The following is a 15497-nucleotide window of genomic DNA, read 5'->3' on the forward strand; positions in this document are numbered from 1 at the left end:
AGCGCCATCTGGTTGTTTATACAGTAACTGTTATTATATACAGCATTATTCAAGATACTCAATAATTTAAATGCTTTCAGACGAACTAAAAACACAAATTCATCTTGCTTACCGTGCCTCACTGGAAGCAAAGTCCCATAAACCTAGGGTTGGTCAGCGTCAGATGATCGGCGCGATCGCTCGCACCTTGGGGAATATTAAACAAGACAGCGAAGGTGAACGCTTAGGTGAAAAGCACGTGGCTGTGGTTGAGGCCGGTACGGGTACGGGTAAAACTTTATCCTATTGCCTTGCGGCGATTCCGATTGCGAAGGCGCGTGGCCTCAAGTTGATTATTTCGACGGCTACCGTGGCGTTGCAAGAGCAGATTTTGCATAAGGAATTGCCTAATTTACTGGAACACACGGCTTTAAGCTTTAAGTACACCTTGGCAAAAGGGCGTGGGCGCTATCTTTGTTTGAATAATCTTGAAGGGTTTTTGAGCACAGAAGAGCAGGGCATGGAAGACATGTTTGCCGGTTTGTTTGAGCAGCATTTGCAAGTTGATGATGTGAATACACCGCTTTACCAAGAGATGGACCTTGCCTTGTCTAAAGGTGAGTGGGATGGCGACAAAGACAACTGGGAAGGCATTATCCGCGATCAGGATTGGCGCCGTCTGACCACGGATCATCAGCAGTGTACCAATCGCAATTGTGCGAATTATTCTGCTTGCCCATTTTTCAAAGCCCGCGGTGAGATTGAAGATGCCGACGTGATTGTTGCTAACCATGATTTGGTGTTGGCGGATCTTTCCCTTGGTGGCGGTGCTATTCTAACGCCGCCTAAAGAAACGATTTATGTTTTTGATGAAGGACATCACCTACCAGATAAAGCCATTGGTCATTTCCGTCATGAAGTGCGCTTGCAGCAAAGTATTACTTGGTTACGACAGTTAGAAAAAAATCTGGTGAACTTAAAGCAAGAGTTGACCGACGATGTCAGTTTGACCGGGCAGTTGTTGCTTAAAATTCCTCAGCAAATCCAAGCCATTGTGAATTTTATTCAGTATGCACAACAAGGTTTAGCGCCTTATATTCAAGGTTTAGGCTTGGATCAGGATAACAATCAGCATCGCTTTGAATTTGGGGTTATTCCTGATGAGTTGCGCCAGCTGGCGTATAGTTTGCAGACCTCATACCAAAAACTCTTCAATAATATTGAAAGTATTCAGGATGAGTGCAAAAAGACCAAACAAAATGAAGGGATGGGAGTGACGCCCGAGACGGCCGAAACTTGGCAGCCGATTCTGGGGGTGATTTTAGGCCGACTGGAGCAGTGTGTTGAGTTGTGGCGACTTTATTCTGCCGTGGATGATCAGAAATACCCGCCTAATGCGCGTTGGTTAGTGGTCACAGGACAAGGCATGGAACAGGATATTGAGCTGGGTGGTTCGCCAATCTTGGCGGCGCACACCTTGCGTCAGCAGCTTTGGGATAAGTGTTTTGGCGCCGTTGTGACCTCGGCCACACTGACAGCGCTGAATCAATTTCATCGCTTCAATATGCGTTCTGGGGTGCCTCAAGAAAGCGAATACCTGCGCGTATTGAGCCCTTTTGACTTTCAAAAGCACGGTTTGTTGGTGATTCCAGACATGGAAAACGAACCAAATCGTGTAGAGCAGCACACCAAAGAAATTGTCCAGTATCTTGATAAGCAAGTGGATAAGGAAAAAGGCAGTTTGGTATTGTTTTCTTCGCGTCGTCAAATGGAAGAAGTTGCGCAGTCTTTGGCACCAGGTTTGCAAGAGGTGTTGCTGATGCAAGGAGAGCAATCGAAACGGGTGATTTTAGATTCCCACCGTGCGCGCATTGATGCTGGTAAAGGTAGCCTGCTGTTTGGTTTGGCCAGTTTTGCGGAGGGGGTGGATTTACCAGGGAATTATTTGACCTGTGTTTACATCGCCAAGATTCCTTTTGCAGTACCGGATGACCCTGTTGAGGCGACGCTTGCCGAGTGGATTCAAAAACGTGGTGGTAACCCCTTTATGGAAATCACCATTCCGGATGCGTCATTGCGATTGGTGCAGGCGACAGGGCGCTTATTGCGCAGTGAGACCGACTCCGGTGAAATTCATATTTTAGACAAACGATTACGAACAAAACGCTATGGACAGCAGCTAATAAATAGTCTGCCACCTTATCGACAACAATAACTTACGAAAAGCAAGGGGTGATAAAGGCCTGTCATTTAGGTACACTCCACGCAAAGATACATAAACGTAAAATACATAAGAAGCATATAGATTCCAATATGGAAAACCAAAAGACAGAAACTACATCAGAGCAAAAACCAAAAGCCAAACGCCCACGTCGTTCTAATAAGCGTTTTAAGACAGGAAATCCTGCTGCCGCAGAGAAATCAGTAAACGAAACATCTGATTCACCGGCTGTTGAAGCGCCACCGCGTAGTGGTAATAAAGCCTGGTCTATTGATGACTTCAAGGTCCCTGAAGTTGAAGGTAAAACACGTTTTCATGATTTAAATTTACCTGATCGTGTTTTGAAGTCGATTGAAGAAATGGGCTTTGAATATTGCAGTGAAATACAGGCTGAAACCTTGCCAATGACCTTGCAAGGTTATGATTTGATTGGTCAGGCGCAAACAGGAACCGGTAAAACAGCGGCCTTTTTGATTGCCATGATCAGTGACTTTTTGGATTACCCACTGGTTGAAAAGCGAGCCAATAACTTGGCCCGTGGCTTGATCATAGCGCCGACACGAGAGCTTGCTCTACAGATCGCTGAAGAAGCGGTTAAATTGACTGACAACAGTCATTTGAACGTCGTTGCCTTGGTTGGTGGCATGAGTTATGAAAAGCAGAAGCGCCAGCTGGAAACTGAAAATGTCGATATCTTGGTGGCAACACCAGGTCGATTGTTGGACTTTGCTCGTCATAAGAAAGTGTTGCTGAGCCATGTTGAGTGTTTGGTTTTAGACGAAGCGGACCGCATGTTATCCATGGGCTTTATTCCCGATGTGAAAAGCATCATTCGTATGACGCCGCATAAAGAAAAGCGTCAAACTATGCTGTTTAGTGCGACTTTTCCGAAAGACATTCAAGCCTTGGCGACACAGTGGACCTACTTTCCAAAAGAAGTGTCTGTGGTGCCTAAAGAAGCGACCAATCAGAATATTGATCAGGTTATTTATACGGTTGAAGCCGATCAAAAATGGCCGGTGCTTAAGCAACTAATTGAAGGAAACGGCAATCAAAGAACCATTATCTTTGCTAATCGCCGTGATGAAACACGCGACCTTTATGAGAAGCTGAGAAAAGCGAACATTAACTGCGCTATCTTGTCTGGCGAAGTGGCTCAAGATAAACGAGTGAAGACCTTGAAAGGCTTTAAAGATGGCACTATTCAAGTATTAGTAGCAACCGATGTTGCTGGGCGTGGTATCCACGTTGATAATATTGAATTGGTGGTTAACTATGCCTTGCCGGAAGACCCAGAAGATTATGTGCACCGTATAGGTCGTACTGGTCGTGGCGGTGAAATGGGCAAATCGGTGAGTTTTGCCAGTGAAGACGATGCGTTTCTTATTCCAGAGATCGAAAAGGTCGTTGGCGAAAGTATTCGTTGTGAATACATGGTTAATACCTCGCTATAACATACACCACCTAAGTGAGTGCCTATGAAATTAGAACATCACTTTGCCGGATTAGGAGAGGCGTTTTACGCAAAAACGTCGATCCAGCCACTTCTCAAGCAGCGTTTGGTTGAATTTAACCAAGCGCTCGCTCATTCTTTGTCTATTGATATCAAGTCCCCTCAAACGAAGCGTATTTTGCATGGTGAAGAGCCATTGGAAAACGCGTTAAGTATGGTTTATGCCGGTCATCAATTTGGTGGTTTCTCCCCACAATTGGGTGACGGTCGCGGTGTTTTATTGGGTGAAGTTCTTGATGATCAAGGTGTACTGCGTGATCTGCATATGAAAGGCGCTGGCCCCACGCCTTTTTCGCGTCGTGGTGATGGGCGAGCGGTTTTGCGCTCGTGCATAAGAGAATACCTTGCCAGCGAGTTTATGCACGCCATGGGGATTCCTACGTCACGCGCTTTGGCGCTTTATACCAGTGCTCAAGCAGTGTATCGAGAGCAGCCAGAACCTGGTGCTATGTTATTGCGTACCGCGCAAGGGCATATTCGTTTTGGGCACTTTGAGTACTTTTTCTATCAAGGGAAAGAGGCCGAACTTAATCAGTTGATTGATTATTGTTTGCAGCACTATTACCCAGATAGCTTGGCAACTGAGTCGCCCCTAGAGAGCATGTTGGTGGAAGTGGTTGAGCGTACCGCAAGAATGATTGCTAAGTGGCAGGCCGTTGGTTTTCAGCACGGCGTGATGAACACTGACAATTTTTCGTTTACTGGCGAAACCATTGATTATGGCCCTTATGGCTTTATGGAAGATTATCAGCCCGATTGGGTGTGTAATCATTCGGATCATGAAGGGCGTTATGCCTTCTCGCGTCAGCCGGGGATTGGTTTGTGGAACTTAAATTGCCTGATGCGATGTTTTTCAAAGCATCTTGAGCGGGATCAATTGATCGCCATTTTGCAGCATTATGAAGTGACCTTACAGGCGGAATATGAGACCTTGATGGCCGCTAAACTCGGCCTTCCTGTCGGTGAGGTTGTGACTAAACTCTTGTCCTCTTTGTTTGTTGTCTTGGCAGCGGAGAAAATGGACTACAGTCTTTTCTTCCGCTTATTGAGTCAATTACAGCCTAATGAATTTGATCTTATCCTAGATGAAGTCGTGGATAGGGAGCGCATGCGTGCTTGGTTGCTTGATTATCAGCAAGCAAGGCTGGCGTTGGGCCAAGCGTGGGAGCAGGGTAGTGCGCCTATGTTGCAGGTGAATCCTAAATTTGTGCTAAGGAATTATCTTGCGCATGAGGCGATTGAAGCGGCTGAGCAAGGTGACTTCTTGCCATTTCGTCGTTTACTTTCAGTGTTAAATGCGCCTTTTGATGAGCATGAATCATCAGACCAGTTGGCGCAACGCTCTCCGGAATGGGGGCGATCGTTAGAAGTGAGTTGTTCATCCTAATGACAATTAGGTGTTATTTTTTGAAGAGAAGGGATGATGAAAAAACAATCAGTTTGTGTGTTAGGTGGTGGTAGTTTTGGTACCGCGTTGGCCAATATAATGGCGAATAATGGGCATCAAGTAAGCCAATGGATGCGCAACGAACAGCAGGTTGAAGAGATTAATTTAACGGGGCTAAATAGCCGTTACCTGCCGAATGCGCCCTTGCATCAAGAATTGTTGGCCACCAGTAATTTAGAGCAAGCGATAAAGGAAAGTGACACTATTTTTGTCTCTATTCCATCTAAATCTTTTGCGCAAGTCGTGGATCGCATTGAGCCGCTACTGACAGCCGATAAAATGCTTATCAGTACCACGAAAGGCTTTAATCCAAATCATTTTGAACTTATGAGTGATATTTTGCGTCGTAACACAGTGACGCAAAAAATTGGCGTTCTCAGCGGCCCTAATTTGGCGAAAGAGATTGCTGCAGGGCAAATGACAGGTTCGGTCATAGCGAGCCATGATGAACAGGTCAGAGAGCGTGTTATCGAGCTGTTGAAGTCGCCTACTTTTCGGGTCTATGAAAATACCGATAGTACGGGCGTTGAGTTAGCAGGCGCGCTAAAAAATATTTATGCCATTGTGTGTGGTTTGGCAAAAGCCCTGCAAGTGGGTGAAAATACGATGGCGATGATTATGACGCGAAGTTTGGCGGAGATGAGTCGATTTGCGGTGCATTTTGGCGCAAATCCGATGACGTTTCTGGGGTTGGCGGGAATGGGCGATTTGATCGCAACCTGCACCTCTCCTTTGAGTCGAAATTATCGTGTGGGTTATGCGATTGGCTCAGGAAAAGACTTACAAGCGGCCATCGAGGACATTGGCGAAGTGGCTGAAGGGGTGAATACCTTACGAATGGTGGTAGAGGAAGCAAAGAAACACGACCTTTACATGCCTTTAGCGGAAGGTTTATCGAAGCTGCTTTTTGATCAAGCAAAATTAGAAACGCTAATCGGATCTATGATGACTGGCGAACAAAAATGGGACGTCGAATTTGCGACGTACGAGGAGAATAAACATGGCTAAACCAGGTTACGCAAACCAAGGATTTTGGTTTCGATTGATTTTTATGTTGTTTTACTGGTGTGTGCTTAATGTGGCCATCACTGTTTTTGGCATTTTGGTGATTGTGGTGAGCGTGGTCAGACTGTGCTCGCGTGCTGAGCCTGTGACTGTTTCTGGTTGGTTGCGCAGTGTGGGTGTGTTTGTGCGCCAAATTATTGATTTTCTTGCTTACAACGAGGAAGAAAAGCCTTTTCCATTCCAGCCTTGGCCTAAGGGTGTAAAGGATGAGCAGTAAGAAGCAACTTTACGTTTTGCGCCATGGCAATGCCTTTGCTCATGGCTATGAACGAGATGATCTTCGTGAATTGACGCCAGAAGGCGTCGAGGAAGTGAAGCAAACTGCCCGTGCTTTTAATGAGCAAGGGGAGCGTCTTGATGCGGTATTTGTGAGTCCTTATGTGCGAGCGCAACAGACGGCAAAGTATTTTTTGGCGGAACTGGATCAAACTGACGTTGAGGTGCAATCGTGCCCGCTGATTACGCCAAGTGGTAAAGAGTTGGACGTTGCTTTGTGGTTAAACGATCAAAAAGCCAAGTCTATTTTGCTCATCACGCACCAACCTTTTGCCCATCAGTTGGTTGAGCTGTTGTCTGATGAGCCCTTGCCGGCGTGTTTTGCAATGACGACAGCCGCATTGGCTGCGCTTGAGGGCGAGTTGTTTGCGACGGCGTGTTGCCAATATCGTTGGATCATTGCCCAGTAATTGGGTCGTTGTGTGATGAATGCTGTTTGGTGGTAGAAAAAGGAAGTGACTATGGGGCGTGATGTTGTTTTTAATTTGGCGCATACCAAGATTGCAGGGATTCAGTGGCTGTCGCAGAATTCCTCAGCGTTAAAAATCTTGTCTTTGCATGGTTGGCTCGACAATGCCGCCAGCTTTCGAACTCTTTCTCCTTATTTTTCAGATTTCAACTTCACGGCATTGGATTTTGCCGGACATGGCTTATCTGATCATCGTCCGCTGGGCAGCTTTTATCATCTTTGGGATTATGTTTTAGACACGGTCAGTGTGCTGAATCTTTCTAATCAAAGTAGTTGGTTGGTGGGGCACAGTATGGGTGGGGCCGTGGCCATGATGGTGGCGGCTGTTGCGCCGGAAAAAGTTCGTGGCCTAATTATCTTGGATAATATGGGGCCGCTGACCAATCAGCCAGAAGAGCGTGTTGTGACCTTGCAAAAAGCGATTCGAAAAATGTCGAAGCATCGACAGGATCGATTTTCTCAATATCAAACAAAAGCAGACATGGTGCTGGCGCGGATGAATGGCTTTACCTCCTTGTCCCAGGAAGCGGCGTCTTTGTTGGTTGAGCGAGGTGCTGAACAGCGGGGCGGAATCTGGTCGTGGCGGCACGATGGCAAGCTGACTTTTCCTTCCCCATATCGTATGGATGAGGCCGGTGTTGAGGCCTTTATTTCAGAGATTAAATGCCCGACGCTGGCGTTAGTGGCTGAGCAGGGTATTTATAAAGATTCTATTTCTTTGGTTGAAAAACGTGCTAGTCAATTTCCGTGGCTTACACTTAAGTGGGTGGCGGGAAATCATCATTTTCATTTAGAGCCAGAAACGGCTGCTTCGGTTGCTGATGAGATACAGACATTTATTGATCTTAATTAGCGACAACATACTAATAAAAAAAGGAAGGTATAAAATGATCAGACTTAAGCAGGTGATTGTGGCTTGTTCTGCGTTAATTGCTACTTATGCCTTTGCCGATATCTCTCATATTGAGGCCTATCGTGGCGCTCAGTTGGTGAAGAGCGATACGCAAGAGAATCAGTCAGTAGAAATTCCTCTTGGCAAAATTCAGCGTTCTGGACGAGGCTGGGAGCCGGAGTCTGTGTTACGGGTAAAGGGCTCTGTGTTTCGTTCGCTTTATAAAATAGAGCGTAATGAGCCACTAGAATCGGTGTTTGCTTACTACAAAGATGTGTTGCTGGCGCACGGTCAGAAAGTGATTTTTCAGTGTGAAAGCCGCAGTTGTGGAAGCAGCAATGCGTGGGCCAATAACTTTTTTAAGAATTATTTGTTGTACGGAGCAGACGACAGTCAGCTGCTGATGGTAGTGCAGGATAATCACGATGATTATCAGGTGATCTACATTAATCGTCGCGGCGCAGGCGATATTATGGTGCGTCTGGACAGTATCGCATTACTGGCCTCGCAAGACTCTGAGTTTGAGGTGGTGGCGCAGATGGCGGTAGACGATTTTCCTCGCATTCGTCGTTTCCTTCGAGATCTGCCAGATGGCCAGCAAGTTGTTGGTTTTGTGAGTAGCCAGAAAGTCGGCTCTGTTTCTTCTATAGAGCAAGGTGATCGTTATATTAAGGCGCTCATGTCTGGGATTGGTCAGCAATTAAGTGAACAGGTGCGTTTTATTAATGTGGCGGATATGGGGCGTGATGTGTTGGGGCATCATCGTGTGTCATTTGTGTATGTTGCCCCTCAATTGGACTGACGATGAAAAAAACCGTATCCCTTGTTCTAGGTAGTGGTGCTGCCCGTGGTAATGCGCATATTGGAGTTATTCAGGCGATAGAAGATCAAGGTTACGACATCGTAAGCATCTCAGGGTGCTCGATTGGCTCTATTGTTGGTGGTGTATTTGCGGCGGGTAAAATCAATGACTATAGCGAGTGGGCGCGCTCGCTAGACAAAGTAAGTGTGTTGCGCATGCTGGATATGTCCTTTCGTCATGGGGCTTATATTAAAGGGGATCGCTTTTTTCAGGTGGTGGAAGACATCATTGGTGAGGCGCCGGCGATAGAGTCCCTTGCTATTCCTTATACCGCGGTCGCGGTGGATTTGCTTAATCAAAAAGAGTTTTGGTTTCAAAAAGGCAATTTGATTGACGCCATGCGGGCCTCTTCTGCTATTCCGTCCGTGGTGGCTCCCGTGCAATTGGACAATCGTATTTATGTTGACGGTGGTGTGCTGAACCCTCTGCCGATTATTCCAACGGTGTCGGCTGGTGCGGATTATATTATCGCGGTGGATTTAAATGGACCGGCGCAAGAGCTCACCACAGAGACACTGGTGGAAAAAAACAATGAACCTGAGTGGTGGTCAGGCTTTAAAGGCTTTTTTGTAAAAAGTCGCACGGACGAAGAAATTGAAGCGCGAAACATCAGTAAAAATGGGCCTGAAAGTTGGGGGCGCTTGCAAACCATTAATATGATGTTTGAAACCATGCAGGAATCATTGACCCAATATAAATTGGCGGGATATCCGCCTGATTTGCTGATTTCTATTCCTAAAGACTTTACCTCTTTTTATGAATTCTGGCGGGCCGATGAGCTGATTGATTTCGGCTATGAAGTGGCCATAAAAGCGTTGGAAGAGCTGGCTTCACCTAAACAAACCTACCACTCCTTTCCAAAGGGCTATTAGTGCTATTGCCTAATGACCCTTTCTAACCTTGATTGACAGCTCTCTTTGCTCTGTCAGGCGCTAGGACGCCAATAGCGGATTAATGCCGTGCTCGCGTAGCATATTGCACAGAGCGATGAGAGGGAGTCCAATAAGGCCGTTTGGGTCGTCACCTTCCATTTTGCTGAACAGCGCCACGCCTAACCCTTCGCATTTGAAGCTGCCGGCACAATCCAGTGGTTGTTCAAGGTCCACGTAGCTTTCTATTTCAGGCTGACTGAGTTGCCTAAAGAAAACATGATACTCGCTGAGTTGGTATTGGTACTCGCCATTTGAGCTGTCGAGAATACAGAGGCCGGTTAAAAAAGTGACTTTGCGTTGACTGAAGCGAGTGAGTTGCTCGATGGCCTTGTCTCTGGTGTGAGGTTTGCCGAGCACTTCTTGGTCTAATACCGCGACTTGATCAGACGCAATGATCAGGTTGTTTTGTTCGTTTCGATCCGCTCGCACTTGTTGGGCTTTTGAAATGGAGAGTCGTTTTACTAAATCAATCGCATTTTCGTTGGCTAATGGGGTTTCGTTAATGTCGGGCGATTGACACTCAAAAGTGAGATTCAGGCGTTCAAGGAGGCTTCTACGGTAGGGGGAGGAAGAGCCCAAAATCAATTTTCTTGTCATGCTTAACTCGCTGATTAATGAGATAAAGTCGTTATTTTACGTTTTTTTCTCTTGGAAAGTGAAAAACAGTGAAAAAAAAGGCTTTGAGAGCACTTAGACTTTGACAAGAAGGGCAACTGGCCATATTATTTGCCGCCATGTTGAATGACTCATTACCTAAATATTTTGACCCTCGTAAATACGCTAACCACGAGTCAGCGATTGAAGGGTACTTGCCCCTTAACCAGCTTAAGGAGCTTTGTGCTGTCTTGGCGTCGGATGAGGGTGATGCTTTTATTCATCTAGACTTTAGAGTTGATGAGGATAGGCGCTACATTGCTACTGGCTCTCTGAAGGCGACGGTGCAGGTTGTTTGTCAACGCTGTATGGAAGCTGTACCTCAGGAGTTGTCGGTCGATTTATCCTTGGCTTTCGTTTATGACGAAGACCATGCGAAAAATATACCGAGTGATTATGACCCTGTTGTCATGACCGATGGTGACGTAATCCTAGCAGATATGGTTGAGCAAGAAATTATACTTGCTTTGCCTATTGTCGCTTATCACGAAGAAAGTGGTTGCAACCCAACAGCTGTAAAGTATGCATCGTCTACCGATGACGCACCGGATGACGAAAAAAAACCGAATCCATTTAGTATATTGGCTGACTTAAAGGCCAAGTAAAAAGTTAGGAGCTCCAAGAAATGGCAGTACAAAAAAGTAAAGTGACTCGTTCACGTCGCGGCCAACGCCGTTCACACGATGCATTGACTAGCGCAACGCTTTCTGTAGAACAGACTACTGGTGAACTTCACCGTCGTCACCACGTTTCTGCAGATGGCTTTTACCGTGGTCGTCAAGTTATCACCCCTAAAGGTGAGTAACTAATTTACCCATGATCAGGGTAGCATTAGACGCGATGGGCGGGGACTTAGGTCCCCGCATTGCATTTGAAGGAGCGCTTCAAGTTCTTTCCCAGCATGATGATGTAGAGATTGTTCTTTACTATTCCCCCAGCTCAAGCTCAGATTTCGAGCTTCCTCCTCTTTGTGATCGTTTGTCTTTGGTTATTTGCCGTGATGTGATTGACGTGGATGAGGAAATCGTTCTTTCGCTTTTTCGTCGCTACGAAAGCACGCTGTATAAAGCGCTGAAAAGTTTGAGTGTTAACGCGGCGGATGTCGTTGTTACCTTGGGGAATACGGGTGCTATGGTTGCGTTGGCCAGACATATATTGGGGGTTATTCGCCCTAAATTGTATCCTGCGCTGATTCGAGAATTGCATTCAAATCCATTACGCTGCCTGGTTGATCTGGGTGCTAATGTTCATTGTCCGCCTTCTATGTTGGAGGGGTTCGCTGAATTGGGCGCGGCGTATGTGGAAGCGTTAAGCGATGAGAAGCCAAAAGTAGGCTTGCTTAATGTTGGAGTGGAAAGCTCAAAAGGCAGTTCTGTTATTCGTGAAACGGATGCACTGCTAGCGGCTAAATCATGGCCTGATTATTTGGGGTATGCAGAAGGCACTGAGCTGTTTCATGGTGAAAAAAATGTCATTGTTTGTGATGGCATGGTGGGTAATGCGGTGCTAAAAGCATCAGAGGGTTTGTTGTCTTATTTGGTTGGGCAACTGAAAGCGCAAGGTGGCGATGAGTCACTGTTCGAGACTTTTTACCAAACAAAACACCGTCATGGGGCGTGCCTTGTGGGTGTGAATGGCAATTTGGTAAAAGGTCATGGCCGATCAGATTTTCAGGCGATGGTCGGTGCGATTGAGTATGGAATTGATATTGCGCGAGTGGATTTATCTACAGTGGTTCGTGAGCGCCTAGATAACGAGGAATTTAAATGAATAATGAATTGGCTTTTGTTTTTCCAGGGCAAGGCTCTCAACAGTTAGGTATGCTAGCTGATTTGGCTGAGAAGCATGACATTATTGAGCAGACTTTTGCTGAAGCGTCTGACGTTCTTGGTTACGATTTGTGGGCGTTGGTACAAAATGACGCTGAGCAATTGGGTCAAACAGATAAAACACAGCCTGCGCTTTTGACTGCCAGTGTCGCTTTATGGCGTCTTTGGGAGCAACAAGGCGGGCAAAAGCCAGCGTATGTTGCTGGTCACAGCTTGGGTGAGTATTCTGCGTTGGTGTGTGCTGGTGTGATTGCATTTACGGATGCGGTTGAGCTGGTTAAACTGCGTGGCGAATACATGATGCAAGCGGTTCCAGCAGGTGAAGGCGCGATGGCCGCCATCATAGGTTTGGACGATGCGAAAGTGATCGCAGCTTGTGAAGCAGCGCCAGGCGTTGTCAGTGCAGTGAATTTTAACTCCCCAGGTCAAGTGGTTATTGCTGGGCATGTGGCGGCGGTTGAAGCGGCGATGAGCAATGCGAAAGAAGCGGGTGCGAAAAGAGCCTTGCCACTTCCTGTTAGCGTGCCTTCTCATTGTGAGTTGATGATACCGGCTGGCGAGAAGCTGGCGGTAAAATTGGACTCTATAGAATTTAAATCACCGACTTGTACGCTAGTGCAAAATGTGACGGCTCAAGCGGTGTCCGATGCGCAAACCATTAAAGGCAACTTGGTCTCTCAGTTGAGTGAGCCAGTGTTGTGGACTCAGTCTATTGAATTGTTGTCTGGCTTGGGCGTTACTGGGACGCTAGAATGTGGGCCTGGTAAAGTGCTAAGTGGCTTGAATAAGCGTATTGTGAAAGGATTGTCAGTGTCTTCGTTAGGAGATGTGAGTGGTTTTGAAGCGGCGTTGTCTGCTTAATTAATATTTGTATACGTTTAGGTCGAAAAATTGGAGACAATGATGAGTCTGGAAGGCAAAATAGCCCTAGTGACTGGTGCGACTCGTGGTATTGGTAAAGCGATTGCTTCTGCTCTTGTTGAGCAGGGTGCAACGGTTATTGGTACGGCAACGAGCGAATCTGGTGCGCAAAGTATCAGCGAGTATTTGGGTGAGAACGGCAAAGGATGGGTGCTGGATGTATCATCAGCTGACTCTGTCGATGCGGTAATCAAAGAAATTAATGCTGAATATGGTGCGCCAACTATTTTGGTTAACAATGCAGGCATTACTCGTGATAATCTAATGATGCGAATGAAAGAAGATGAGTGGGATCAAGTAATTAACACCAATCTTTCTTCAGTTTTTCGTGTTACAAAGGCTTGTTTACGTGGCATGACCAAGGCAAAATTCGGTCGTGTCATAAGCATCAGTTCTGTTGTGGGTTCTATGGGGAATGGTGGTCAAACAAACTATTCCGCAGCCAAAGCAGGGTTGGAAGGATTTAGTCGCTCATTGGCGGCTGAAATTGGATCTCGTGGCATCACTGTAAACTGTGTTGCTCCAGGATTCATTGAAACGGACATGACCAAGGTGCTTCCTGAAGAGCACAAAGCGAAATTGGTAGAAAAAGTACCAGCTTCACGTCTTGGTCAACCAGAAGAAATTGCGGCAGCTGTTGCATTTTTAGCGTCAAATGGCGCAGGTTACATCACTGGAGAAACATTACATGTCAATGGTGGCATGTATATGTCGTAATTTGAGTTGAATTTTATATTTAATTCAACGAAAATACGTCTCCGGTTCATGTTGAGAATCACGCCTTTTAGTTTAGGTAGTCGAACATTACAATACGCTCAAAATGAGCTATTAACGAGTAGAGTAGGAACTTCTAATGAGTAGCATTGAAGAACGCGTTAAAAAAATCGTTTGCGAACAGCTTGGTGTTAAAGAGGAAGAAGTTGTATCTTCAGCATCTTTCGTAGATGACTTGGGTGCAGATTCCCTAGACACTGTTGAGTTGGTTATGGCTCTTGAAGAGGAATTTGATACTGAAATTCCTGATGAAGAAGCTGAAAAAATCACTACAGTACAAGCAGCGAACGACTACATCAACGCTAACTTGTAATTCCTTGGTGAATTGAGTTTCCCGAAAAGCCGCTTGTATTCGTTACAGCGGCTTTTCTTATTATTAAGTCCCTGTATAGCAGGGCGGTTTTCTGGAGGAATCCTATGTCTCGTCGTCGGGTTGTAGTCACAGGAATGGGAATGGTGACACCCCTTGGCAACAATGTGAAAGATACGTGGGATAACGTATTGGAAGGCAAAAGTGGTGTTTCTGATATCACTTCGTTCGATGCCAGCCAATTTTCCACCCGTTTTGCGGCGCAGGTTGAAGGCTTTGATGCCACTCAATATATGAGTGTTAAAGAAGCTCGCAAGATGGATCTCTTCATTCAATATGGTATTGCTGCAGCAGTACAGGCATTAGAAGATGCAAATCTCAATGGGCAAACGGCCGATTTAACTCGGGTAGGTTGTGCGATTGGTTCGGGCATTGGTGGTTTGCCAATGATCGAAAAAAATCTTCACTTACTTAATGAGTCTGGTCCTAAGCGCATTTCACCTTTTTTTGTACCTGGTGCGATCATTAATATGATTTCTGGTCATGTCGCGATACGTTTTGGCTTTAAAGGGCCGAATATTTCGATCGTAACCGCTTGTACAACAGGTACGCATAATATTGGTATGGCTGGTCGCATGATTGCCTATGGTGACGCTGATGTCATGATAGCCGGCGGTGCTGAAATGGCGATCACTCCACTTGGTATTGGTGGTTTTGGCGCAGCAAGAGCCTTGTCTACGCGCAATGATGACCCTAAAACAGCCAGTCGACCATGGGACAAAGACCGTGATGGTTTTGTGATGGGAGACGGTGCGGGCATTCTAGTGCTAGAAGAATATGAGCATGCGGTAGCCCGTGGTGCGACTATTTACGCTGAGTTGGCAGGTTTTGGTATGAGTGATGATGCCCATCACATGACGGCGCCTCCGGCGACGGGTGAAGGCGCTTTGTCAGCCATGTCTGCGGCATTGAAAGATGCAAAAATTGCTCCCCAGGACATTGATTATATCAATGCTCACGGGACTTCTACGTCAGTAGGGGATTTGGCAGAGAGCCAAGCGGTTAAATCATTGATGGGAGCGGACGCGTCTGATGTGGCGATGAGTTCAACGAAATCGATGATTGGTCATTTATTAGGAGCGTCAGGGGCGGTTGAATCTATCTTCTCTGTGCTGGCTATTCGTGATCAAGTGGCGCCGCCGACGATTAATTTGGAAGAGGCTAGTGAGGGTTGTGACCTTAACTATGTGCCTTCTACACCGCAGAAACGTAAAATTGATGTGGTGTTGAATAACTCTTTTGGATTTGGTGGCACCAACGGAACCTTGGTTTTTAAGAAAATGCCATAATGGT

17 protein-coding genes are annotated in these 15497 nt (G+C 46.2%); 16 read left to right on the top strand and 1 reads right to left on the bottom strand.

Going from position 1 to position 15497, the window contains the following annotated elements:
• Window positions 1–70 precede the first annotated feature (70 nt).
• The 9 genes from dinG (at window position 71) to E0D71_RS12260 (ending at window position 9596) form a co-directional block, all read left to right on the top strand.
• Window positions 71–2194 (top strand): ATP-dependent DNA helicase DinG, encoded by a 2124-nt coding sequence (dinG, locus tag E0D71_RS12220; RefSeq protein ID WP_133003585.1) that lies wholly within the window; start codon window positions 71–73, stop codon window positions 2192–2194.
• A 98-nt stretch (window positions 2195–2292) separates the two neighbouring features.
• Window positions 2293–3654 carry a DEAD/DEAH box helicase gene (locus tag E0D71_RS12225; protein WP_133003586.1) on the top strand — a complete coding sequence of 454 codons (1362 nt, stop codon included), beginning with the start codon at window positions 2293–2295 and terminating at the stop codon, window positions 3652–3654.
• Between the two features lie 24 nt (window positions 3655–3678).
• A complete protein-coding gene (locus E0D71_RS12230) occupies window positions 3679–5100 on the top strand; it encodes a protein adenylyltransferase SelO (RefSeq protein ID WP_133003587.1) in 1422 nt (473 codons plus the stop codon).
• Window positions 5101–5136: 36 nt separating this feature from the next.
• Window positions 5137–6168: an NAD(P)H-dependent glycerol-3-phosphate dehydrogenase gene (locus tag E0D71_RS12235; protein ID WP_133003588.1), complete on the top strand. Its 1032-nt coding sequence runs from the start codon at window positions 5137–5139 to the stop codon at window positions 6166–6168.
• The gene (locus tag E0D71_RS12240; protein ID WP_133003589.1) at window positions 6161–6442 is read left to right on the top strand and encodes a DUF4389 domain-containing protein; all 282 of its coding nucleotides are present in this window, start codon (window positions 6161–6163) and stop codon (window positions 6440–6442) included. Before E0D71_RS12235 ends, E0D71_RS12240 begins: the two co-directional genes overlap by 8 nt.
• Window positions 6432–6911, top strand: coding sequence for a phosphohistidine phosphatase SixA (gene sixA / locus E0D71_RS12245; protein ID WP_133003590.1), 480 nt, complete (start codon window positions 6432–6434; stop codon window positions 6909–6911). The genes E0D71_RS12240 and sixA overlap by 11 nt, the downstream gene beginning before the upstream one ends.
• 51 nt (window positions 6912–6962) lie before the next feature.
• Window positions 6963–7823 carry an alpha/beta hydrolase gene (locus E0D71_RS12250; protein WP_133003591.1) on the top strand — a complete coding sequence of 287 codons (861 nt, stop codon included), beginning with the start codon at window positions 6963–6965 and terminating at the stop codon, window positions 7821–7823.
• A gap of 34 nt (window positions 7824–7857) precedes the next feature.
• The gene (locus E0D71_RS12255) at window positions 7858–8664 is read left to right on the top strand and encodes a DUF4892 domain-containing protein (RefSeq protein ID WP_133003592.1); all 807 of its coding nucleotides are present in this window, start codon (window positions 7858–7860) and stop codon (window positions 8662–8664) included.
• Window positions 8665–8666: 2 nt separating this feature from the next.
• Window positions 8667–9596: a patatin-like phospholipase family protein gene (locus tag E0D71_RS12260; RefSeq protein WP_133003593.1), complete on the top strand. Its 930-nt coding sequence runs from the start codon at window positions 8667–8669 to the stop codon at window positions 9594–9596.
• Between the two features lie 60 nt (window positions 9597–9656).
• On the opposite strand, the gene E0D71_RS12265 is transcribed toward E0D71_RS12260, so the two are convergent.
• On the bottom strand, window positions 9657–10253 hold the full coding sequence (locus E0D71_RS12265) for a Maf family protein (protein ID WP_133003594.1): 597 nt from the start codon (window positions 10251–10253) through the stop codon (window positions 9657–9659).
• Window positions 10254–10501: 248 nt separating this feature from the next.
• On the opposite strand from E0D71_RS12265, the gene E0D71_RS12270 reads away from it, so the two are divergent.
• The 7 genes from E0D71_RS12270 to fabF all read left to right on the top strand — a co-directional run bounded on the left by E0D71_RS12270 (window position 10502) and on the right by fabF (window position 15493).
• Window positions 10502–10915, top strand: a complete 414-nt coding sequence (locus tag E0D71_RS12270) for a YceD family protein (protein ID WP_243712030.1) — start codon at window positions 10502–10504, stop codon at window positions 10913–10915.
• Between the two features lie 20 nt (window positions 10916–10935).
• On the top strand, window positions 10936–11115 hold the full coding sequence (gene rpmF / locus E0D71_RS12275) for a 50S ribosomal protein L32 (RefSeq protein ID WP_013661159.1): 180 nt from the start codon (window positions 10936–10938) through the stop codon (window positions 11113–11115).
• A gap of 11 nt (window positions 11116–11126) precedes the next feature.
• On the top strand, window positions 11127–12080 hold the full coding sequence (locus E0D71_RS12280; RefSeq protein ID WP_133003596.1) for a fatty acid synthesis protein: 954 nt from the start codon (window positions 11127–11129) through the stop codon (window positions 12078–12080).
• Complete coding sequence (gene fabD, locus E0D71_RS12285; protein WP_133003597.1) at window positions 12077–13000, top strand: ACP S-malonyltransferase; 924 nt, start codon at window positions 12077–12079, stop codon at window positions 12998–13000. Before E0D71_RS12280 ends, fabD begins: the two co-directional genes overlap by 4 nt.
• Window positions 13001–13042: 42 nt before the next feature.
• On the top strand, window positions 13043–13777 hold the full coding sequence (gene fabG, locus E0D71_RS12290) for a 3-oxoacyl-ACP reductase FabG (RefSeq protein WP_133003655.1): 735 nt from the start codon (window positions 13043–13045) through the stop codon (window positions 13775–13777).
• 136 nt (window positions 13778–13913) lie between these two features.
• The gene (gene acpP / locus E0D71_RS12295) at window positions 13914–14147 is read left to right on the top strand and encodes an acyl carrier protein (protein ID WP_115896560.1); all 234 of its coding nucleotides are present in this window, start codon (window positions 13914–13916) and stop codon (window positions 14145–14147) included.
• A gap of 104 nt (window positions 14148–14251) precedes the next feature.
• On the top strand, window positions 14252–15493 hold the full coding sequence (fabF, locus tag E0D71_RS12300) for a beta-ketoacyl-ACP synthase II (RefSeq protein ID WP_133003598.1): 1242 nt from the start codon (window positions 14252–14254) through the stop codon (window positions 15491–15493).
• Window positions 15494–15497 lie beyond the last annotated feature (4 nt).

The sequence above is a fragment of the Marinomonas sp. KMM3893 genome, assembly GCF_004352855.1.
Lineage (GTDB): Bacteria > Pseudomonadota > Gammaproteobacteria > Pseudomonadales > Marinomonadaceae > Marinomonas > Marinomonas arenicola.